Source organism: Actinomycetospora sp. CA-101289 (assembly GCF_050955895.1).
Classification (GTDB): domain Bacteria; phylum Actinomycetota; class Actinomycetes; order Mycobacteriales; family Pseudonocardiaceae; genus Actinomycetospora.
Window position 1 is genome coordinate 2,381,334 of sequence record NZ_CP192093.1, and the last position, 21,301, is coordinate 2,402,634.

The 21,301-nt window shown below is 77.0% G+C and carries 14 protein-coding genes; 10 read left to right on the forward strand and 4 right to left on the reverse strand.

The window, feature by feature from the left end; translation table 11 throughout:
* The first annotated feature begins 103 nt into the window (after window positions 1–103).
* The 6 genes from ACQPX6_RS11840 (at window position 104) to ACQPX6_RS11865 (ending at window position 9,508) form a co-directional block, all read left to right on the forward strand.
* Window positions 104–1,534: a glycosyltransferase family 4 protein gene (locus ACQPX6_RS11840; RefSeq protein ID WP_433787492.1), complete on the forward strand. Its 1,431-nt coding sequence runs from the start codon at window positions 104–106 to the stop codon at window positions 1,532–1,534.
* A gap of 155 nt (window positions 1,535–1,689) precedes the next feature.
* Window positions 1,690–3,123, forward strand: coding sequence for a lipopolysaccharide biosynthesis protein (locus ACQPX6_RS11845; RefSeq protein WP_433787493.1), 1,434 nt, complete (start codon window positions 1,690–1,692; stop codon window positions 3,121–3,123).
* On the forward strand, window positions 3,120–4,862 hold the full coding sequence (locus ACQPX6_RS11850; RefSeq protein ID WP_433787494.1) for an ArnT family glycosyltransferase: 1,743 nt from the start codon (window positions 3,120–3,122) through the stop codon (window positions 4,860–4,862). The genes ACQPX6_RS11845 and ACQPX6_RS11850 overlap by 4 nt, the downstream gene beginning before the upstream one ends.
* On the forward strand, window positions 4,852–6,213 hold the full coding sequence (locus ACQPX6_RS11855) for a hypothetical protein (protein ID WP_433787495.1): 1,362 nt from the start codon (window positions 4,852–4,854) through the stop codon (window positions 6,211–6,213). The genes ACQPX6_RS11850 and ACQPX6_RS11855 overlap by 11 nt, the downstream gene beginning before the upstream one ends.
* 2 nt (window positions 6,214–6,215) lie before the next feature.
* The gene (locus ACQPX6_RS11860) at window positions 6,216–8,384 is read left to right on the forward strand and encodes an FkbM family methyltransferase (protein WP_433787496.1); all 2,169 of its coding nucleotides are present in this window, start codon (window positions 6,216–6,218) and stop codon (window positions 8,382–8,384) included.
* Window positions 8,381–9,508, forward strand: a complete 1,128-nt coding sequence (locus ACQPX6_RS11865) for a GNAT family N-acetyltransferase (RefSeq protein WP_433787497.1) — start codon at window positions 8,381–8,383, stop codon at window positions 9,506–9,508. The genes ACQPX6_RS11860 and ACQPX6_RS11865 overlap by 4 nt, the downstream gene beginning before the upstream one ends.
* Here the strand turns inward: ACQPX6_RS11865 and ACQPX6_RS11870 are convergent.
* The 3 genes from ACQPX6_RS11870 to ACQPX6_RS11880 form a co-directional block, all read right to left on the reverse strand.
* On the reverse strand, window positions 9,493–10,272 hold the full coding sequence (locus tag ACQPX6_RS11870) for a PIG-L family deacetylase (protein WP_433787498.1): 780 nt from the start codon (window positions 10,270–10,272) through the stop codon (window positions 9,493–9,495). The two genes, ACQPX6_RS11865 and ACQPX6_RS11870, sit on opposite strands and share 16 nt — an antisense overlap.
* Before the next feature lie 46 nt (window positions 10,273–10,318).
* The gene (locus ACQPX6_RS11875) at window positions 10,319–10,552 is read right to left on the reverse strand and encodes a hypothetical protein (RefSeq protein ID WP_433787499.1); all 234 of its coding nucleotides are present in this window, start codon (window positions 10,550–10,552) and stop codon (window positions 10,319–10,321) included.
* A gap of 136 nt (window positions 10,553–10,688) precedes the next feature.
* Complete coding sequence (locus tag ACQPX6_RS11880; protein WP_433787500.1) at window positions 10,689–12,731, reverse strand: Hsp70 family protein; 2,043 nt, start codon at window positions 12,729–12,731, stop codon at window positions 10,689–10,691.
* Window positions 12,732–12,929: 198 nt separating this feature from the next.
* Between ACQPX6_RS11880 and ACQPX6_RS11885 the strand changes: the two genes are divergently transcribed.
* From ACQPX6_RS11885 to ACQPX6_RS11900, 4 genes are read left to right on the forward strand one after another with little or no spacing between them, the layout of a single operon-like run.
* The gene (locus tag ACQPX6_RS11885; RefSeq protein WP_433787501.1) at window positions 12,930–13,517 is read left to right on the forward strand and encodes a histidine kinase; all 588 of its coding nucleotides are present in this window, start codon (window positions 12,930–12,932) and stop codon (window positions 13,515–13,517) included.
* Window positions 13,508–14,173, forward strand: coding sequence for a response regulator transcription factor (locus tag ACQPX6_RS11890; protein WP_433787502.1), 666 nt, complete (start codon window positions 13,508–13,510; stop codon window positions 14,171–14,173). Before ACQPX6_RS11885 ends, ACQPX6_RS11890 begins: the two co-directional genes overlap by 10 nt.
* Before the next feature lie 4 nt (window positions 14,174–14,177).
* Window positions 14,178–15,521, forward strand: coding sequence for a hypothetical protein (locus ACQPX6_RS11895; protein ID WP_433787503.1), 1,344 nt, complete (start codon window positions 14,178–14,180; stop codon window positions 15,519–15,521).
* Window positions 15,518–18,442, forward strand: coding sequence for an ATP-binding protein (locus ACQPX6_RS11900; protein WP_433787504.1), 2,925 nt, complete (start codon window positions 15,518–15,520; stop codon window positions 18,440–18,442). The genes ACQPX6_RS11895 and ACQPX6_RS11900 overlap by 4 nt, the downstream gene beginning before the upstream one ends.
* On the opposite strand, the gene ppc is transcribed toward ACQPX6_RS11900, so the two are convergent.
* Window positions 18,439–21,246, reverse strand: a complete 2,808-nt coding sequence (gene ppc / locus ACQPX6_RS11905; protein ID WP_433787505.1) for a phosphoenolpyruvate carboxylase — start codon at window positions 21,244–21,246, stop codon at window positions 18,439–18,441. The two genes, ACQPX6_RS11900 and ppc, sit on opposite strands and share 4 nt — an antisense overlap.
* Between the last annotated feature and the right edge of the window lie 55 nt (window positions 21,247–21,301).

The following is a 21,301-nucleotide window of genomic DNA, read 5'->3' on the forward strand; positions in this document are numbered from 1 at the left end:
GTGGTCCCCCCGGGTGCAGGGCGCACCCCCTCGGTCACGCCAGTCTCCGGCGGCATCCTCGTTCTTGCAGGTCAGCAGGCCGCGAGACACCAGGGAGACCGAGATGACCACCACCGCCACCCCCCTCACCGACCGTCTCGTCGGCCGCCACGTCCTCGTCCTGAACTGGCGCGACGTGCGCCACCCGCAGGCCGGCGGCGCCGAGCAGTACATGCACCGCATCGCCAAGCGCTGGGTCGCCGCCGGCGTCCGCGTCACCTGGTTCTGCGCCCGCCCCGAGGGCCTGGCCGCCCGCGAGGTCATCGACGGCATCGAGATCGAGCGCGCTGGCGGCGAGCTCTCCCTCTACGCCCACGTCGCGGCCCGCCTGGCCCGGCGCGGCGGCGAGTTCGACGCCATCGTCGACTGCCAGAACGGCATCCCCTTCTTCGCCCCGGCCTTCGTGCCCCGCGGCGTCCCGGTGGTCGGTGTCGTGCACCACGTGCACCAGGACCAGTTCGCCACCCGCTTCTCCGCCCCCGTCGCCGCCGTCGGCCGCTTCCTCGAGGGCACCGTCGCCCGCCGGGTGCACGGCGCCCGCCGCATCGCCGCGGTCTCGCCGTCCACCCGCCTGGAGCTGCGCCGCCGCCTCGGCTTCGCCGGTCCCATCGCGATCGTCCCCAACGGCGCGGCCGCCCCGGTCGTGCCGACCAGCCCCCGCGACGTCGACCCGACGATCGCCGTCGTCACCCGCCTCGTGCCCCACAAGCGCGTGGACGTGCTGCTCCGCCAGGTCGCCGAGGTCGCCCGCCGCGTCCCGCGCCTGCGCGTCGACGTGGTCGGCGACGGCCCCGAGCGCCCCGCCCTCGAGGCCCTCGTCGCCGAGCTGGGGCTCGGTGACATCGTGACGCTGCACGGCTACCAGCCCGACGCCGTCCGCGACGAGATCCTCGGCCGCGCCTGGCTGACCACCTCGACCTCGGACGCCGAGGGCTGGGGCTGCTCGGTCATCGAGGCCGCCGCCCACGGCCTGCCGACCGTCGCCCTCGACGCCGCCGGCATCCGCGACTCGGTCGTCGACGGCGTCACCGGCCGCCTCGTGCCGTCCGTCGCCGAGCTCGCCGACGCCCTGGTGACCACGCTGACCGAGCTCGCCGACGACCGCCACGCCGTCGCCGTCGAGGACGCCTGCCGCCGCTGGGCCGCCTCGTTCTCCTGGGACCGCAGCGCCGAGCTCCTCGCCGGCGTCGTGCTGGCCGAGATGGACGGGGCCGGCCACGACCAGGCCCGCAGTGCCCGCACCGACCTCGCCACGGTCGCCCGCCTGCGCGGGGTCACCGTCGAGGCCGTGCGCGCCGGCGTCCGCAGCACCGACCAGGTGGTGGCCGTGGGCGACGAGGTCGCCGTGCTGCTCGTCGGCTGCGACGAGGTCGACGCCACCGCGGTGGTCGCCCGCCTCGGCGCCACGGCCGTCGAGCTCCGGATCGCCGAGCGCCGCGACCTGCTCGCCGGCCCGGTGCGCGCGCAGGCGGCGCCGCAGGCGGTCGCGGTCTGACGCGGTCCGACGAGCCGGGGTGGGGTTCTCCCCACCCGAGGAGGGGGGCGTGCTCCGCGGGGGCGAGGGCGCACCCCCTCGGATCGATCACCGCCCGGCGGCAGGGTCATGACCAGCACGGACAGGGCACGAGACCCGCAGGACGGAGACCGGTGATGACCACCACGACGCAGGAGCGCCCCGCCCCCCAGGAGACCGCCACGGCGGTGGAGGACCGGGACGTCACGCGCCACAGCGTGGTGCTCTCCGCGTGCTCCGCCGCGGTCGGCGTCCTCAGCTACGCCTGCACGGTCCTCATGGCCCACCTGCTCGCCCCCGCCGAGTACAGCGCCTACGCCGCCGCCCAGATGCTCGTCGGGATCGCCGGCATCGTCGCCGGCGCGCTGGTCCCGCTGCCGCTGGTGCACACGGTGCGCGCCCACGGCGCGGGCACCGAGACCCGCCGCCAGGGCATGGCCTTCGCCGTGCTGCTGACCGCCGGCGCCGGCGTCCTCGCCGCCCTGGTGACCGGCGTGGTGGCCGCGGGCTTCGCCCCCGCCCCGCTGGTCGTCGCGGTGGCGGTGGCCTCGGCCGGGATGTTCCTGGTCGCCCCGGTGCTGGGCTTCCTGCAGGGCGAGCTGCGCTTCCGCCGCTACGTGATGGCGATGGTCGCCCAGGTCGCGGGCCGGCTGGGCTTCTCGGTCGCCGCGGTCCTCGTCGGCGCCGGCGCCCCCGGCGCGATCCACGGCTTCGTCGCCGGCGTCGTCGCGGTGCTGCTCGTGGCCGGCACGGCGACGATCCGCCGCGACCTGACCTGGCGCCCCCGGGTGCTCACCGAGAAGGCCCGCTGGGCCGAGACGGGCGACATCGCGCTGGTGCAGCTGGTGGTGGCCTCGGTGGTCGGGTCCGACGTGGTCCTGGTGGCCGCCCTCGGCTCCGGCACGCCGATGGAGGCGGGCTTCCAGGCGCTGGCCACGCTGGCCAAGGCGCCGATCTACGTCGCCGGCGGCACCGTGCTCGTCACCTTCCCGCTGCTGCGCGGCGTCGGCCGGGCCGAGGCCGCCGCGATCCTGCGACCCGCCCTGGCCGCGTTCCGCCGGATCGTCCTGCCGGTGACCGCGGTGCTCGCCACCGCGCCGGCCGCCTTCGTCATGGTCGTGCTGCCCGCCCGCTACGCCGACGCCCTGGTGCTCCTGCCCTGGCTGGCCCTCTCCGGGCTGGGCTTCGCGGTGCTCACCGTCCTCGCCACCGTCCTCTCCGCGGCGCGGGAGCACCGCCGCAACCGGCCGGCCCTGGCGCTGGCCGCGGTCCTGCTCATGGGCGGGCTGCTCGGGGGCTGGGCCTGCGGCGCCGTCACCGGCATGGCCGTCGGCGGGGCGCTCGGCGCCCTGGCCGCCGCCGCGGTGATGATCCTGGCCGCCCGGCCCCTGCTCACCGGCACGCTGAAGGCCACCGCGATCGAGGTCGGCGCGGCCCTGCTGGCCACCGTGGTCCTCGGTCTGCTGCACTCCCACCCGCTTGCGTGGTTGCTCTCGGTGGTCGTCGCTGGTGTGATCGTGCGCCAGAAGCTCGCTCGTTCGGGTGAGGGCGTCTCCGAGGGGTCGGCATGAACCACGCTGCGCAACAGCAGGGCGTGAGCGCCGCGCGCGGCCCGGCTCCCCGGACCTCCAAGCTCGCCGCCCCGGCCCTCCGGACTCCCCCCGAGGGCCGTGCCCCCGGGGCTCCCGGTGCCCCTGGTGCCCCCGGCTCCCTCGACGCCCCCACCGCCGCCCTCCCGCTGCTCGAGCGGGTCCGGGCCGGGGGCGTCGGGCGCCGGGACCCGCGGGCGCTGCTCACCGCGGCCCTGCCCCTGGTCGTGATCGGCCTCCTCGCCTTCGGGGTCCGCGCGATCGGGGTGCAGAGCGGCTTCGAGCTCTGGGTCGACGAGATGGTCTACGGCGACCTCGGCCGGGCCGTCGCCCGCGGGGAGCTGCCGAACCTCCCGGACGGCCCGTTCTTCCTCCACCCGCCCGGGATGTTCCTCGTCGAGGGTGCAGTCATCGCGTTGTTCGGGCTGGGCGACTACGACCCGGCGAGCCTGGTGTTCGACCTGCGCTGGATGACCGTCGGCTTCGGCGCGATCTCGGTGGTGCTCGGCTTCCTGCTGGTGCAGCGCACCGCCGGCCGGCCCGCCGCCTTCATCGCCGCCGCCGTCCTGATCTTCGAGCCCTTCGTGCTCCGCAACAACAGTCGCGTCTTCCTCGAGACCCTCGGCACCACCGCCGTGCTCGCCGGCCTGCTCGTGCTCGTGCACCACCTCAGCGCCGGCGGCTCGCGGGCCTCCCGGACGCTGGCGCCGGTCACGGCCGGCGCACTGCTGGGCTTCGCGCTGCTGACCAAGGACGTCTTCGCGGTCTACGTCCTGGTCCCCGTGGTCGCCGCGATCTGGTGGCGCCGCACGCTGGCCGGCCGCGAGGCGCTGCTCGTGCTCGGCGCCACGATCACGCCCTACGCCTCCTACCTGCTCTTCCTCGCCGCCACCGGCAACCTCGACGGCTGGGTGCTCGCGAAGCTCGACGGGCTCTCGCGGATGTTCGGCGCCAGCCAGACCACCGGCTTCAACGCCCCCAACGCCCCGAGCCTCGTGGGGCGGCTCATCGCCCAGGTCGGCCAGTACGGCACCAGCTACCTGCTGCTGGTGCTCTGCCCCGTGGCCGGCGTGCTGGTCGTGCTCAGCAAGCGCCCGGAGCGGCGCCTCATCGGGCTCACCGCCCTGTTCATGGGCCTGTTCGGCCTCTACACCGCCGCCTTCGGCACCTTCGAGGAGCAGTACGGCTACGGCATCATGATCGCCAGCGTCACCGCCGTCGCGATCGCCGCCGTGGAGCTGCGCGAGCGCCGCCCGCGCCTGCGCCGCCCCATCGCCGTCGCCGCCGCCGTGTTCCTGGTCTGCACGATCGCGCTGGGCGCCCGCGCCGAGCTGACCACCGACAACGGCTACCAGCAGTTCCAGGCCTGGGCCGCGGAGAGCCTGCCGCCCGACGCCAAGGTCGGCGTGACCAACGCGACCGCCGAGTGGATGTTCGCGGGCGACCCGCAGTACGGGGTGTGGGTCAACCCCCGCGAGCTGCGCGACGCCGGCGCGGGCTACGTCCTGACCCAGAGCCTGCCGACGAGCCAGGGCTACGACTACGCCGCGCCCGTGCTGCTGGAGTGGCTCGAGGCCAACGCCACGCCGGTCTTCCGCGTCGACGGGCCGAGCAACGGCGCCACCGTGCTGTGGGCGCTCGACGGCGACGCCCTGGAGCGCGGCGCGGCGGAGAACGCCGGCACCGACCCGGACCACGCCGGCGGCCACGGTGGCCGGTGAGCTGTATGGACGCCGCGGTGTGGTGCTCCTGCTCTCGGGCCTCGCGCTCGCGGCGGTGGTCCTCGTGATCGTCTCCCTCACCGCGGCCGGGCGCCCCGCCCCCGCCGGCCCGCTGCGCTTCGGCGTGCTCGGCTCCTCGTGCGACGCCGCGCGGGTGCCGGCGCTGGCCGAGGCCGGGGTGACGCTGGCGCAGGTCAGCGTCGAGTGGGCCCGCTTCGCCCCGGCGCCGGGCGTCGTCGACGCCGCCTACCGCGACGCCACGACCGCGGGCATCGAGCGCTGCCGCGCCGCCGGGATCGGCGTCGTGCTCAGCGTGGGCCTGCAGGACGCGCCCCCGTGGGTCACCGCGGCGCCGGGCGCGGCCTACCGCGACCAGTACGGGCGCCCGGGCCCCGACCGCGTGCCCAACCTCGCCTTCAGCGCCGCCGCCCGCGCGGCCACGGCGGAGTACCTCAGCGCCGTGGCGCGTACCTGGCCCCTCGACGGGTTCGCCGCCGTCCGCGTCGGCACCGGCGACAACGGCGAGCTCGGCTACCCGACGGTCGAGCCGACGGCCGGCGCCGACAACCCCTACTGGGCGTTCGACGACGCCGCGCAGTCCGGTGTCGGGCTGGCCGAGGGCGCCGCGGTCTCGCCGCTGCCCGGCTGGACGCCCGGCTCGCCGACCTACGACGACCGCCCCCTGGGCGCCGACGGCGTGCGCCGCTGGTTCGACTGGTACTCCGGCGCGATCGCCGGCGCCGCCCGCTGGCAGGTCGACACGCTGCGCGCCCTCGGGTTCCGCGGCGAGGTCCACCTCCCGCTGGCCGGGCGTGGGGTGCTGCCCGCCGACCTGGCGCTCGCCGTCGAGAACCACCTCGACGGCACCGGCGACCGCGACGGCAGCCTCGCCGCCGGCCTCGACTACCCGACGCAGCTGCCCGCGCTCGCCGAGGCGCCCGGCCCGCTGCTGGTGGACGTCACCGGGCTCGACGACGCCACCGCGGTCGACGCCCGCCGGCTCGATCCGCCCCAGGACCTGTGCGCCCCCGACGACGCCGACCAGGTGCCCGAGCCCGCGCCCGAGGTCGACGTCGCCTCCTGGTCGGCGTCGCGCTGGACCCTGGCGGTCGCGTCCCACGCCGGGCTCGGCGCACTGGGGGAGAACCCGGGCAGCGCCGGCGCCCCGAACACCGGCGGCGACCCCGAGTCCGACGACCTGTCGGCGCAGATGGAGCAGGCCACCCGCTACGCCCGCGCGTGCGGGCTGTCCGCCCTGCTCTTCGCGTTCGAGGACGACCTCTTCGGCGACCCGCGCGACGTCAGCGTGGCCGAGTACGCCGAGCACATCCGTACCGGGGAGGCGAGGTAGCCGTGCACGTCCTGCACCTGGGGTTCGAGCACCCGCAGCAGCCGGGCGCCGGCGGCGGGTCCCGCCGCACCCACGAGATCGACCGCCGCCTCGCCGCGGCCGGGCACCGGGTGACGGTGCTGACCACGACGTTCCCCGGAGCCCGGGACGCCGAGCTCGACGGGGTCCGCTACGTCCCGGTCGGCCCCGAGATCGGGGTGCGCCGCGGCGGCAACCGCCTGACGCGGCTGCTCGGCTACGTCGCCGGCCTGCCGCTGGCGGTACGGCGGCACCGCGGGGACGCCGACGTCGTGATCGAGGACTTCTTCGCCCCCTTCTCCAGCATGGCCGCCCCGCGCTGGACCGGGCGCCCGACCGTGGGCCTGGTGCAGTGGCTGCACGCCCGCGACAAGGCCCGCCAGTACCGGGTGCCCGTGCACTGGGTCGAGCGCGCGGGGGTCCGCAGCCACGACCGCCTCATCGCCGTCTCCGAGGGCACCGCCGAGCGGCTGCGCGCCATGAACCCCGACGCCCGCGTCGACGTCGTCGGCAACGGCATCGAGCCCGCGCTCTTCGCGCCGCCGGCGCGCGTGGGCCGCGACGTCGTCTTCCTCGGCCGCCTCGAGCTCCAGGGCAAGGGCCTCGACCTGCTGCTCACCGCCTGGGCGGCGGTGTGCGGCGAGGTCGAGGGCGACCTCGTCATCGCCGGCGGCGGCCCCGAGGAGCCGCGGGTGCGCCGCTTCGCCGAGCGCCTCGGGGTCGGCGAGCGCATCCGCTTCGTCGGCTGGTGCTCGGGCGCGGACAAGGTCGCGCTGCTCGCCGACGCCCGCCTCGTCGTCGTGCCCTCGCGCCACGAGACGTTCGGGCTCGTCGCGCTCGAGGCCCTCGCCGCCGCCACCCCCGTGCTCGCGTTCGACATCCCGTGCCTGCGCGAGGTGATCCCGGACGGCGTCGGGTGGACCGTCCCCGCCTTCGACGGCGACGCGCTGGCCGCGCGCCTGGTCGACCTGCTCACCGGTGCCGACGCCCTCGACACCCTCGCCGCTGCCGGCGCGCGGGGTCGCGAGTTCGCCCGCGCCTTCGACTGGGACGCCCTCGCGCAGGCCGAGCTCGCGGTGCTCACCGACGTGCTCGCCGGCTCCGCTGCCCGACCCGCTGACCTGCCCGTCCCCGCACCGAGAGGTCCCGCCGTGTCCGAACCCGCCTCGATCCCCGCCCAGCGTTCCCGCTTCGGGTTCAGCGACCGCGCCCGTCGCCGGTTCGTGCGCCGCTACGTCCTGGCCAAGACGGTCGGCCTGTGGCGCGACGTGCGGAGCCCGCGGCTGCGGATGTTCCTCTACGAGGTCATCTACTCGCTGTGCCGCGCGGCCGGGCGCCCGATCCTCCCGACCGGCTGGCTGCGCCTGGACCACGTGACGACGGTGTTCGGCGAGTTCCACCTGCGCCCGGGCACCATCGACGCCGCGTGCGTCTCGCCCGCCTTCGAGCGCGACGACCTCGACCACCTGCTGGCCCTGACCCGCGAGCGGCTGCTCGCCGGCCGCCGGGTCGTGTTCTGCGACGTGGGCGCCGACGTCGGCACCTACTCGGTGGCCGTCGCCAACCGGCTGCGCGACGCGGGCGACCTGCGCATCCTGGCGTTCGAGCCGGCCAGCTCGTCGCAGCGGATGGTGGCGGCCAACGTCGAGGCCAACGGCATCGGCGACCTCGTCGAGCTGCGTCCGGTGGCCCTCGGTGACGGGTCGGTGACCGAGGCCGAGCTGCAGTTCGACCCCACCGAGCCCGGCGGCAGCGGTCTCGACCACGCGCTGGTCGAGGGCAGCGTGCACGAGCGGGTCACGGTGAGCACGCTCGACGCCGAGCTGGCGGCCACGGGCGCCGACGCCTCCGACGTGCTCGTCCTCAAGATCGACGTCGAGGGCCACGAGGCGGCCGTGCTGGCCGGGGCCTCCGCGGCGCTCGCCGGCGCGCGCGAGGTGCTGCTGCTGGTCGAGGACTTCGTCGAGACGAGCATCATCGCCCGCCTCGAGCGCGACGGCTGGACGTTCCTCGACAAGCGCACGCCCTACAACAGCTTCTGGGTCCACCGGGCGGCCCGGCCCGCGCCCGCCGCGTCGGCGGAGTCGACAGGGTCCGCCGTGCCCGCCACCCCCGTCAGCGCGATCCCGGCCGCCGGCGGGGGCACGCCGTGACCCGGGCCGTGGCCCGCGAGCTGGCCGGGGTGCGCGTCACCAGTCCGGCACCGCGCGCGGTGTGGGCCACGGCGTTCGCGGCCGACCCGCACGCGGTGCCCAGCCAGTCACCCCAGTGGGCGGACTGCCTCGCCGCGACCCGCGGGCGCGTCGACGCCAGCCGGCTCTACGAGCTGCCCGACGGGCGCGCGCTGGTGCTCCCGCTGGCGGGGCGCCAGGTGGCGGGGGTCCGCGTCGCCGAGGACTCGTGGCCCTACGGCTGGGTCTACGGCGGCGCGCTGAGCACCGAAGGGCCGGTCACCGAGGCCGACGCCGCGATCGTGCTCGCCGACCTCGTGCGCCGCCCGGTGGTGCGCACCGGCGTCGTGCCGATGCCGATGACCGGGCCGTCCTGGACCTCGGCCGCCGACGGGCTCGGCGTCCCCGTGCAGCGCGTCCCGTACCTCTCGCAGAGCCTCGCGCTCGACGGCGGCTTCGACCACGTGTGGGCCAAGCGCTACCGCAAGCAGGCGCGGCGCTGGATCAAGAAGGCCGGCGCCTCGGGGCTCGACGTCGCGGAGTACGCGGGGTCGCACGCGCTGCCCGCGGTCGCGGTGTTCGCCGACCTCTACCGGCAGTCGATCGACCGCTGGGCCGCCGACATGGGACGCCCGCTGCCCATCGCCCGGGCGCACGCCCGTCTCCAGGACCGGCCCGGGCACCTCGCACGGGTCGTGCGCGGCCTGGGCGACATGGTGCGCGTGTGGACGGCGCACCGGGCCGGCGAGCCGGTGTCGGTGCTGGTGGTGCTCGAGCACGGGCCGCACAGCTTCGGCTGGCTCGCGGCGATGGACGTGCGCCTCGGCGCGGAGACCAACGCCGGGCACCTGTTGCAGTCGCTGGCGATCGAGTCCGCCTGCGCGGCCGGGCGCGACTGGTTCCACATGGGGGAGTCGGCGCCGGGCTCGGGCGTCGAGCGGTTCAAGACGAGCTTCGGGGCGGTGCCGATGCCCTACGAGGCGCTGTTCACCGAGCGCCTGCCGCTGACGGCCGCGGACCGCGCGCTGCGGCGCGCGGTCACGGCGGTGACCACGCGGCGGCGCCGCTCGACGGACGACGAGAGCGAGGCTCAGGAGGCGAAGTAGGTCTCCGGCGCGGCGGGGATGACCCCGGAGGGGAAGAGCGCGTCGGCCTGCGTGCCGTAGCCGCGGATGAGCGCGGCCTTCTCGACGATGCCCTCGTCGTGGCGCCACGCCTGCAGCCCCTGCGTGCGGACGAACGCCTCGTCGCGGGGGTGGACCTGGTCGTAGGGGAAGTCCGAGTAGTAGACGACCCGGTCGGGGTGCACGCCGCCGAGGGTGCGGGTCAGCAGGTGGTCGACGTGGCGCCCGACGCCCAGGGGCGCGAAGACCAGGTCGGCGCCCTCGAGGCGCGGCGCGAGGCGGGCGGCGAGGTCGCCGACCAGCGACCGGTCGCCGCGCGAGACCCGGCCGCGGGCGATGTCGTAGCGGAACGTCGGGTAGCGGTGGTCGACCTCGGGGAGCACCCGGCCCAGCCGCGCGACGACGCCCGGCACCGTGCGGCGCCGGAACAGGGCGTCGGCCAGGCCGACGTGCTCGTGCGTGACGCCCATGCCGTCCAGCACGGCGCGGTCCTCGTCGCGGCGGGCGGCGAACAGGGCGTCCGCGTCGGCGTGGGCGCACTGGCGCAGGAACGAGCGCGCGGCGCGGGTGTGGGGGCCCTCGCTGATCTCGGTGAACACCGTGACCACGTGGATCTCCGACCGCGGGGCGAGCGAGCGCATCAGCGCGCCGCAGGACAGCACGGCGTCGTCGAGGTGCGGGGAGAGGAACACGCAGCGCGCGCCGGAGGAGGCCGCGGTGCCGAGGCGGTCGAGCGGGCTGGTCACGATGGGCTCCCGGGCGGGTGTCGCGGTGGGGCGGAACAGGGACGGGTCAGGCGGCGTGCAGGGCGTGGTCGCCGGCCGGGGTGAGGCGGGCGGCGCCGGAGCCGGCGGTGAGCAGCCCCGCGCGGGCGAGGCGGGCGAGCGCGAACTGGTCGGCGCTGAAGCGGCCGTCGATCACGAGGGCCCCGGCCCGGACCGCGGCCCGCCCGGCGGCGACCGCGGCGAGCACGGCGCGGTCGCGACGGCTGATGGCGGGGGCGGCGGGGGCGATCGTGGCGGTCATGGCGGGCTCCTGGATCTCGTGCTGGTGGTGTCCACGAGAGTCGTCCGACGAGGGCCGCCGCACCCTGGTGCCGGCCCTCCGGCCGACCCCACCCCGCAGCGGGGGAGAACCCCACCCCGCACGTCACGGACACCGCTCAGCCGGGGAGCACGAGCCCCTGCGGGGCGCTCTCCGCGGGCGCCTCGCCGTCGGTCGGCTCCGGAGGCGGGCCGATCACCCCGAAGAGGAACAGCAGGACGACGGTGACCGCGGCGACGATGAGCGCGGCCATCACCGTGAGCACCACGGTCTGGGTGCGCCGGCCACGGGCGGCGCCGTCGTCGGGCTCCGCGAGGGCCGGGGCCTTACGGCCCACCGGGGCGGCGGGGCGGGCGGGCCGGTTCTCGCCGACGGGCGGCTCGGCGGCGGGGCTGCGCGGGGGCTGCTGGGGCGCGGGGCGACCGGGCGCGACGCGCGGGTCCGGCGGGCGACCGGGAGCGCCCGGCCCGCCGGGCGGGCGTCCGCCCGGGGCCGGGCGGCCGGGGCCGCCGTAGCCGGGACCACCGGGACCCCGGGGTGCTGCGGGTCCACCGGGACCACCCGGTCCGCGCGGGCCGCCGGGACCACCCGGACCGCCGCCCGGGCCCCGGGGCCCGCCGGGTCCACCCGGGCCGCCCGGTCCGGGTCCGCCCGGGCCTCGGGGTCCACCCGGTCCGCCGGGACCGCCGGGACCGCCGGGACCGCCGGGACCCCCCGGCCCGCCCGCCCGGGCCCGCGCCGGGATCGCGCCCTCGTCGGCGCCGGTCGGCGGGGTGGGGCGCGGCAACCAGGGGCTGCTGCTCACGCCGTCCACGGGCAGCGCGCGGGTGGCGGCGACCGGGTCGGGGGAGTGCACGACGGTGGGGGGCGGGGCGTCCGGCCCCACGTCCGGCCCCACGTCGGCCCAGCGCGGCGCGGCCGTGGCCACCGGGGCGCCCTGGGGGTTCGTCGGCGCCCAGGTCGCGACGGCGCCCGAGGGCGGACGGCTCCCGGCGCCCGCCGCCCCGGCGCCGGCCGCGGCCCCCGGGGCGCTCGGCGCGCCCGAGCCGCCCGCGCCGACGAGGCCGGCGCCGCCCGCCGGGACGCCCCCACCGGTCCCCAGCCCGCCCGCGACCACCGCGGCGCCCAGGGCGACGGCGTGCTTGGGGTGGCTGTCGACCACGGTGCGGCAGCCCAGGGCCTCGCCGACCATGCGACCGACCAGCGGGATCCGCGAGGAGCCGCCCACCAGGAGCACGGCCGACAGCGCGTCCGGGCGCACCCCCGCGGACTCCAGCGCGCGGCGCAGCGCCGCCACCGTGGAGTCGATCGGCGTGCGGACCATGGCCTCGAACTCCGCGCGCGTCACCGTCACCTCCTCCTGCCGCGTGGGCAGGAGCACCGAGATGCTCGCCTGGTCGTCGACCGACAGCGTCTCCTTGGCCACGACGCAGTCCTGCCGCACCCGGGCCACGGCCGCGCGGGCCCGGGCGTCGTGCGGGTCGAGCTCGCTGACCGCGCCGCCGCAGGCCTGGTCGACGCGGTCGAGGACGGCCTCGTCGAAGTCGACGCCGCCGAGGTGCTCCATCCCCTCGGGCACGCCGAGGATCTCCACCCCGGCGGCGCGGCCGCGCAGCACGGCGGCGTCGAAGGTGCCGCCGCCGAGGTCGTAGACCCCGAGCAGCTCGCCGTCGGCCAGCCCGCGGGTGAGCGCGAAGTGCACCCCGGCCGCCTCGGGCTCGGTGAGCATCGGCGGGTCCTCGAGCCCGGCGAGCACGGCGACGTCCTCGAACAGCCCGCGCCGGTAGGGCCCCCAGTTCGCGGGGTGGGTGAGCACGACCCGTTCCGGCGGGCCGCCCTCCTCGTCGGCGATGCGGGAGAGGACGTCGCGGAGCATGGCCGCGAGCAGCTCGCCGGCCGGCCGTGACGCCCCCCCGAGCACCACCGGGGTCGGGTCGCCGAGACGCCGCTTGACCCCCCAGGCGACGTCGGCGGGCCGGCTGCCCGCCTGCCGGGCCGCGGCGTCGCCCACCGCCAGCGAGCCGTCGGAGCGGCGCAGCACGAGCGCCGGCTCCGTGACGGTCCGGTCGCCGAGGGACACCATCTCGACCCGGTGGCCGTCCCGGGAGATCGCCGCGGCCACGAACGTCGTGCCGAGATCGACCCCGAGGCTGTACGTCACGACCCCTCCTCCGGCAATCTGACGGATAGTAACCTTCCGCACCGTCGCTGGGCGACGGGTCGGCGGCGTCACACCACTTTGGGGGTCCGGTTGGACACGAGGCGTGTTCGACGGTGCCGCGGGATCGGGGGCCCGCCCCTCCCACGACGAGGGCACACCCCCTGTCCCGGGGCCCGCGCGAGGAACGAGGCTGCAGCGATGACGCTGGGTGGCGAGCACGGCCGTCGCGCGCAGGCGGTGTGGCGGCGACGCCGCGGGCTCGAACGGGCCCTGCACGACGGGCCGGCCCTGCGCCTGTCCGCCCTGTCGCTGCGCCTGGGCGTGCTGCGGGCCGAGGTCCCGGCCGCGGACGGCGCCGACGCCTGGCGCCGCGGGCTCGACGACTGCGCCGACGAGATCGCCGCCGCCCTGCAGGAGCTGCGCGAGGTGGCCGGCGCGATCTACCCGTCCCTGCTCGAGGAGGCGGGGCTCGGCCCGGCGCTGCGCGAGCTGGTGGCCGCCACCGGCGCCCGCGCCCGCGTCGACGCCGTGGACACGCGCTGCGGCACCGCGGCGGAGGGCGCGGCGTACTTCGCCGCGGCCGCCTGCCTCGCGGCGGCCCGCGACGACCCCGTCGACGTCGGCGTGCGCGTGGAGGACGACCACCTGGTGCTCGTGCTCGCCGGGATCGACCCCGGCCTGCGCGGCACCGTGTGCGACGAGGCCGAGCCCCTGGGCGGGACGGTCGAGGTCGGTGGCCCCGGGGACGGGACCGCCACGATCACCGCGAGGTTCCCGTGCGCGTAGCCGTGGCCGAGGACGGTGCCCTGTTCCGGCAGGGCCTGGTGATGCTGCTCGAGGCGGCGGGCCACGAGGTCGTCGCCGTCGAGGCGGGCGGCGACCCGCTGGTGGCGGTGCTCTCGACCGTGCCCGCCGACGTCGCCCTGCTCGACATCCGCATGCCGCCCGAGCCCGACGGCGGGCTCGTCACCGCCGAGCGGCTGCGGGCCGCGCACCCGGACATGGGGCTGCTGTTCCTCTCGCACTACGCCGAGTCGCACTACCTCATGCGCATCCTCGAGATCGGCACCGACAGCATCGGCTACCGGCTCAAGGAGAAGGTCGGCAGCGTCGAGGTGCTCTCGGACACCCTGACCCGCATCGCCGACGGCGAGATCGTCATCGAGCCCGAGCTGGCCAAGCGCCTCGTCGAGCGGCCGCGCGGCGACAAGAAGGACCTGGTGTCGACGCTGTCGGAGCGCGAGCGCGACGTGCTCAAGCTGATGGCCGAGGGCCGCTCCAACAACGGCATCGCCTCCACGCTCTTCGTCAGCGCGAAGGCGGTGGAGAAGCACGTCGCCAACATCTTCGACAAGCTCGGGCTGCAGGCCGACACCTCGGCGCACCACCGCCGGGTGCTCGCCGTGCTGACCTACCTGCGCTCGCAGCGCAGCGACGCCTGAGCCGATGAGCGACGCCGGCGCCGCGTGGCGGGCCCCCTCCCGCGTCACCTGGCCGGTACGCGCCGGGCTGCTGGGCGTGCTCGTCGCCGTCGTCCTGCTGGCGGTCGCGAGCGTGTGGGCCCTGCTCACCGGCCCCGCGCTGGCGGCGGTGGTCGGCCCGTTCGTGGCCGCGGCCGTCGCGGTGGCGGCGGCCCGCGCGGCGGGGCCGGGCGTCGACGGCCTGGCCCGGCGCCTCGTCCCGCGGCCCGCGACCACGCCCTACGCGGTGCTCGCCGACACCGCCGCCCGGGTCCGCGAGGGCTCGCTGGCCGACGCCCTGCCCGGCCTGGCCCGGGTGCTGGGCGAGGGCACGGCCGCCGAGACCGCGGGCGTGTGGCTGGCGGTCGGCGACGACCTCGTGGCCGAGGCCGTGTTCCCGCCGGGCGAGGGCGCGGGGGAGCGGGTGCCGTCGCTGGCGGCGCTGCTGGCCCGGCCCGGGATCGACCACGCCGTGCCGGTGCTCGCCGGGGAGCGCCTGCGCGCGGTGCTGACGGTCGGCAAGGCCGGGCGCCCGGTCACCGCGGCCGACCGCCGGCTCGTGCGCGACGTCGCCGGCGGGGCGCACCTGCTGCTGCAGGGCGTGGCGCGCGGCGCCGAGCTCGCCGCCCGTGTGCGCCGGGTCGACGAGCTTGCCACCGAGACCGCCGCGTCGCGCCGGCGCCTCGAGGTGGCCCGGGAGGTCGAGCGCCGGCGCCTGGCCACCGAGCTGCGCGGGGCGACCACCGAGCGGCTCGCGGCGTTCCGCCTCGCGGTCACCGACGCCGGCGAGGCGCTGGAGGACGCCGAGGACGACCCCGAGGGCGCCGCGGACATGGCGCGCCACCACGTCGAGGAGGCCCGCGACCGCCTCAGCGAGCTCATCGACCGCTTCCGGGTCATCGCCCGCGGCGTGCACCCCGCGGTGCTGCGCGAGCAGGGGCCGCGCGCGGCGCTCGAGGAGGTCGCCGCCGACCTGCCGCGGCGCGTGCACCTCTCGGGCCGGCTGTCCGACCGGCTGCCCTGGGAGATCGAGTCGGGGCTCTACTACGCGGCCGCGTCCGCGATCTCCCTGCTCGCCGCCCACGCGGGCCGCCGCCCGCTCGAGGCCCACCTCGACCGCCACGGCGACGTCGTCGAGGTGCGCGTCGAGGACGGCGACCCCGAGGGCGACGCCGCCTGGCTGCGCGACGCGCTCGCCGACGACCTCGACCGGCTCGCCGCACTCGGCGGGGGCCTCGACGTCGTCGACCGCGGCGGGCTCCTCGAGCTGCGCGCCTGGCTGCCCGACCGGCTGCGCCCGGTGGTGCTCGACCCGGGCGGTGCCCCGTGACCGGGACCCTCGCGGCGGCCGCCGCCCCGACGGCCCCGTCCGGCACCCGCGTCGCGACCCGGCCCGGCGGGGGACGCGGCTGGGTGGTGGCGTGGTGGGTGGCCCTCGGCGCGTGCGGCCTGCTGACCCTGATGTGGCTCGTGCTCGGCGCGGTCGTCGCGCTCGCGGCGAACATCCCCGCGCTGGGTGCGGTGGTCGAGGACGCCGCCGCGGCGGGCGGCACGTGGTCGTCGGGGATCGTCGAGGCCGGCGAGCTCGGCGAGCCCGCGGGCCAGGCCGTGCTCGACTACGTGGCGAGCGCGGTCAACCTGGTGGTCGCGGTCGTCCTGTGGCGCCGCGGCGGGCGCACGTGGACGGTCCGCCTGCTGGTCCTCGCGATGATCGGGTCGGCGGGCGCGTTCAACCTGCAGGCGCACGCGGCGACGCTGGTGGTCCGGCGCGGGTCCGGGCTCGAGATCGGCGAGCTGCACCAGATCCTGCTCCACGGCATCGCCAGCGCCGCCTACGTCGGGGCGCTGCTGCTGTTCCCGGCCGGCGTCGCCGCGGCCCGCGGCGGCCAGCGGCTGCTGGTGGGGCTCGCCGGGGTCGCGCTGTTCGCCGCGGGCGTCGGCACCGCGCTGCTGCCGCACACGGTGAGCTGCGTGGTGTTCTTCGGCTTCGGGGTGCCGCTGGTGGGCGCGCTCGGGGTGTCGCGGCACCTGCGCGCCGGCGCCACTCCCGAGCGCCGCGACCAGGCGCGGCTGCTCGCCACCGTGCTCACCGGGGTGCTCGTCTCGGCGACCGTGCTCGCCCTGCTGACCGCGGTGATGGCCGCGCTCGGGCAGCCGGGCCTGACCCTCGACGACCCCACCGCGCGCCACGGCGGCGGCGGCGGCGAGCCGACCGCGCTGCTGTTCTGGTTCGCGCGCTTCTCCGCCGCCGCGCTGGCCCTCGCCGTGCTGGCGGCCTACCGCCCGCGGCTGCGGGCGTCGGCCGACCACCTGCACCGGGCGCTCGTCGCCGTCGTCGTGGTGGTGGCCGTCGGCGGCACCGTCGCGCTGCTCGCCGCGCTCGCCGGCAGCGGCCCGCTGGGATGGGTGGTCGGGGCGGTCGGCGGGGCCGCGGTGTACCTCGCGGTGTCCGCCCGGGTCGACCGCGTCGTCGAGCGGCTGCTGCACGGACGGCGCCCCACGCCCTACCGGGTGCTGCTCGAGGTCGCCGAGCTCTCCCGCACCGCCGCCGCCGGCACCGAGCTCGACCGCCTGCCGGAGGCCGTCGGGCGCCACCTCGGGGCCCGCACCGTCCAGCTCGCGGCGCGCCGCCCGGGGCTGCGGCCGCGGACCTACCGCTGGCGGCGCGACGACGCCGGCGCCGAGGGCGAGCTCGTGACGTTCCCGGTGCGCCACGGCGCCGAGGAGATCGGGGCCCTGTCGGTGGACGCCGAGGCCGTGGCCGGGGGCAGCGAGCGCCACCAGCTGCTCGCCGACGTCGCCGACAGCCTCGGCGCCGTGCTCCAGGCCCACCGCGTCGAGATCGAGCTCGAGCGCCAGCTGCGCGCGGCCGTCGCGCACGGCGAGCAGATCGCGACGTCGCGGCGGGAGGCCGTCGCCGAGTCCGACGGCGAGCGCCGGGCCATCGAGCGCAACCTGCACGACGGCGCCCAGCACCACCTCGTCTCGCTGCGCCTGTCGCTGGGGCTCGTCGAGCACCAGGTGGCGGCGGGCAAGCTCGACGCCGCCCGCGAGCGTCTCGAGCAGCTCGCCGAGCAGGTCGACACCGCCGAGGCGGTGCTCGCCGAGACGGCGACGGGCGTCTCGTCGGCGACCCTGGCCGACCGCGGCGTCGTCGAGACCCTGCGCCAGGAGCTGACCGGCGGCGACTCCACGGTCACCCTCGACGCCGGCGGCGTGCCGCCCGGGCGCCGCTACGGCGCCGACGTCGAGTCCGCCGTGTACTTCTGCTGCCTGGAGTCGGTGAACAACGCCCGCAAGCACGCGCCGGGCGCCCGCATCACGGTGACGCTGACCGAGGCGGCGGGGGCGCTGCGGTTCACCGTGCGCGACGAGGGCCCCGGCTTCACCCCCGACCCCGCCGCCGCCGGCGGGGGCAAGGGCGTGCGCAACGTGACCACGCGCGTCGCCGCGGTCGGCGGCACGGTCGTCCTGCGCTCGGCCCCGGGCGCGGGCACCACCATCGAGGGCGCGATCCCGCTGCCCGACGCCGACCCCGACCCCGTCACGGGTCCCGTGGTGCTCGCGGGCGCGGCGGTGAACGCGGCGGTGGGGGCAGCGAAGGTCACCCCCGCTGCGTCCGACGCAGGCGAGGAGTCCTTCGCCCCGACGGGCACGCTCGCGGTGGGCGCAGCGAAGGTCACCCCGGCTGCGCCCGACGCAGGCGAGGAGTCCTTCGCCCCCGCGGGGCTCCTGCTCGCCGTGCGGGACCTGCTCGCCGGGCTCGACCGCCCGCCGCCGGTCGCCGAGCGCCTCGACGCCCTCGCGCGCGCCCTCGACGACGGCGCCGGCACCGAACCCGGCACCGTGCGCGCCCGCCGGGCCCTCGACGGCCTCGAGGCCCTTGCCCGCACGGGCGCCGGCGGGCCGGGCTGGTCGCGCCGCGTGCTCTACGAGGCCGAGCGCACCCGGCTCGCCGGGGCCCGCGAGGTGGCCGAGGCCGACCTCGCCGACGCCCTGCGCCGACGCGCCGTCGTGCTGCCCGCCCGCGAGCAGGAGGACGCCGAACGACTCGCCGCCGCCGGCGCCCCGCGCGCCCGCCTCGGCTTCGCGGACGACGCGCCCGCCGCCGAGGTCCGCCGCGCCGCCCAGGACCAGCTCGCCGTCTGGCGCGCCCGCGCCGCCCACCCCGCGTCCTCGCGCGGGGTGCGCGACGCCGCGCTGGTGCTGGCCGGGGTGTGCGAGGCGGTGCTCGCCGAGGACACCCTCTAACCCGTGTTGCGCATGCCCGCCGAGATGCCGTTGACCGTCAGCAGCAGGGCGCGCTGCAGGTCGGGGTCCGGGTCCTCGACGGCGCGGCGCTGCGCCAGGGCGTGGATCTGCAGGTGGTGCAGGGGCTCGAGGTAGCCCTCGCGGATGTCGAGGGTGCGGCGCAGCAGCGGGTTGCCGCCGAGCAGCTCCTGGCCCGGCGTGAGCTTGAGGACCTCGTGCTCGGTGACCCGGTGCTCGTCCTTGATGATCTCGAAGACCTCCTGCAGCTCGGGGTCGACGAGCTCGGAGACGTAGAAGCCGGCGATGCGCATGTCGGTCTTGGCCAGCGTCATCTCGACGTTGGAGATGAGGTTGGCGAAGAACGCCCAGTCGCGCATCTCGTCGAGGACCTCGGAGTACCCCGCCTCGTGCGCCGCGGCGAGCCCGCTGCCCAGCCCGAACCAGCCCGGCACGATCATGCGGGTCTGGGTCCAGCCGAACACCCACGGGATCGCGCGCAGGTCGTCCAGCGACGCCTGCCCGCTGGCGCCGGGACGCTTGCCGGGACGCGAGCCGACGTTGAGCATCGACAGCTCGTCGACCGGGGTGGCCTGGGTGAAGAAGTTCGGCAGCCCCTCGTGCTCGACGAGCTTGGTGTAGGCCTCCTGCGCGGCGTCGGAGATGACGTCCATCGCCTCGTCCCAGCGCTTGAGCGTCGCCGCCTCCACCCGCGAGGTCTGGTGCAGCAGCGTCGCGTCGAGCACCGCCGAGAGCATGATCTCGAGGTTGTCCTCGGCGAGGGTGGGCAGCGAGTACTTGTCGGAGATGACCTCGCCCTGCTCGGTGACCTTCATGCAGGCGTCGACGACGCCGTGGGGCTGGGCCGCGATCGCCTCGCCCGCCGGCCCGCCCCCGCGCCCCACCGAGCCGCCGCGGCCGTGGAACAGGCGCAGCCGCACCCCGTGCTTCGCCGCGACGTCGCGCAGCTGGCGCTGGGCCTGGTGGATCGACCACTGCGACGTGGTCAGCCCGGCGCCCTTGTTGGAGTCGGAGTAGCCCAGCATCATCTCCTGGACGTCGCCCCGGGCCGCGACGAGCGCGCGGTACGACGGGTCCGACAGCATCCCGTCGAGCAGGTCGCCGGAGATCTTCAGCTCCGTCGCGGTCTCGAACAGCGGCACGATGTCGAGCGACGCCACGGCCTCCACCGCGCCGTCCCGGCCGCCCGTGATCTCGACCAGCCCCGCCTCCCGGGCCAGCACGGCGACGGCGAGGATGTCGTCGACGTTCTGCGCCATGGAGATGACGTAGGTGTGCAGGGCGTCCTCGCCGTAGGTCTCCTGCACCGTGCGGATGCAGTCGAAGACCTCGAGGGTCTCGCGGAAGCTGTCGTCCCCGATGTGCTCCCAGTTGCGGCGCGGGGTCAGCGCCCGGCGTCCCGCCAGCTCCTTCGAGAGCACCTCCGCGCGCCCGGCGTTGTCGAGGTCGGCGTAGGGGGTGTCCAGCTCGCCGACGCGGTCGAACAGGGACGCCAGGGCGGTGTGGTGGAAGTTCGTGTGCTCCCGGACGTCGACGCTCGCCAGGTGCAGCCCGACGGCGTTCGCGCTGCGCATGACGTCGCGCAGACCCCCGTCGGCGATCCGCTCGCCCTGGTGGGAGCGCAGGGAGGCGTCCATGACCTCGAGGTCGCGCAGGTATTCGTCGGCGCCGAGGTAGTCGCGGCCCGGGCGGTGTGGGGTGCCCTCGGCGTAGCGGCGGGCGGTGTTCTGCAGCCGCGCGTGCACGTACGAGCACTTGAGCCGGTAGGGCTCCTCGGCGTTGAGCCGCACGAAGCGGTCGTAGACCTCGGGCAGCGCCCGGCGGTCACGGGCCAGGCTGCGCCGCAGGTCCTCGCTGACGCCGACCAGCCGCGTCGACACCGACAGCTCCTGCACGAGGCCCTCGAGCAGGTCGGACTGGATGCGCACGCCGCGCTCGCCGTAGATCCGCATCGTCTCGAGCGTGAGCTCGGCGGTGACGTTGGGGTTGCCGTCGCGGTCGCCGCCGACCCAGCAGCCCAGCACGAGCGGGCGAGAGCCCTCGGGCAGAGACAGGCCCACCCGGCCGAGCTGCTCGTCGAGCTCGGTGAGCACCTCGGGGACGGCGTGGCGCCCGAGCTGCTCGAGGTAGTAGGCCACCGAGCGCGCCTCGTCGAGCACCGTCGGGCGCTCCGGGCGGATCTCGTCGGTCTGCCAGATGAGGTCGACGAAGCGGTGCAGGCGGGCGTCGGCGAGCTCGTCGGGCAGGTCCTGGGCCAGGACGTCGGCGATGCCGCGCAGCTTGCCCAGCACCGACTGGCGCTGCGCCTCGGTGGGGTGCGCGGTGAACACCGGCTTGAGCTCGAGGCGGGATAGCGCGGTCGAGAGCTCGTCGGGGTCGGCGTCGGTGACGAGCCGATCGGCGAGCTCGTGCAGGGGCCCGCGGCCCTCGTCGTGCACGGTGGCCCGCTCGCGGGAGCGGTGCAGCTGGTCGGCCAGGTTCGCCAGGTGGAAGTACGTCGCGAACGCCCGGCCGAGCACCGCCGCGGTGCCGGGGTCGAGCTCGCCGAGCAGGTCGCGGATCTCGGTGTCACCGCGCTCGGGCGTCTGGCGCACGAGGTGGCGGACCTTCTCGACGAGGTCCAGCACGTCGTCGCCGTGCTGCGCGGCCACCGTGCGCCCGAGCAGCGTCGAGAGCCGGCGGATGTCGGCACGCAGCGCGGAGTGCTCGGACTCGGACGCGACGGTGCCCTCGGTGGAGACACGGTCGGCCCGCGCGGTCCGCTGTCCGTTCTCGCTCTCGCTCATCGGCGGCCTCCCTGTCGACGTGCCCGGGTGATGGGTCCGCGACGGTGGGGACGCC

Bases quoted from the DNA above. Each gene is read 5' to 3' on its own strand.
- ACQPX6_RS11895 (WP_433787503.1), top strand. From the start codon at position 14,178: ATGAGCGACGCCGGCGCCGCGTGGCGGGCCCCCTCCCGCGTCACCTGG.
- ACQPX6_RS11875 (WP_433787499.1), bottom strand. From the start codon at position 10,552: ATGACCGCCACGATCGCCCCCGCCGCCCCCGCCATCAGCCGTCGCGAC.
- ACQPX6_RS11845 (WP_433787493.1), top strand. From the start codon at position 1,690: ATGACCACCACGACGCAGGAGCGCCCCGCCCCCCAGGAGACCGCCACG.
- ppc (WP_433787505.1), bottom strand. From the start codon at position 21,246: ATGAGCGAGAGCGAGAACGGACAGCGGACCGCGCGGGCCGACCGTGTC.
- ACQPX6_RS11840 (WP_433787492.1), top strand. From the start codon at position 104: ATGACCACCACCGCCACCCCCCTCACCGACCGTCTCGTCGGCCGCCAC.
- ACQPX6_RS11850 (WP_433787494.1), top strand. From the start codon at position 3,120: ATGAACCACGCTGCGCAACAGCAGGGCGTGAGCGCCGCGCGCGGCCCG.
- ACQPX6_RS11885 (WP_433787501.1), top strand. From the start codon at position 12,930: ATGACGCTGGGTGGCGAGCACGGCCGTCGCGCGCAGGCGGTGTGGCGG.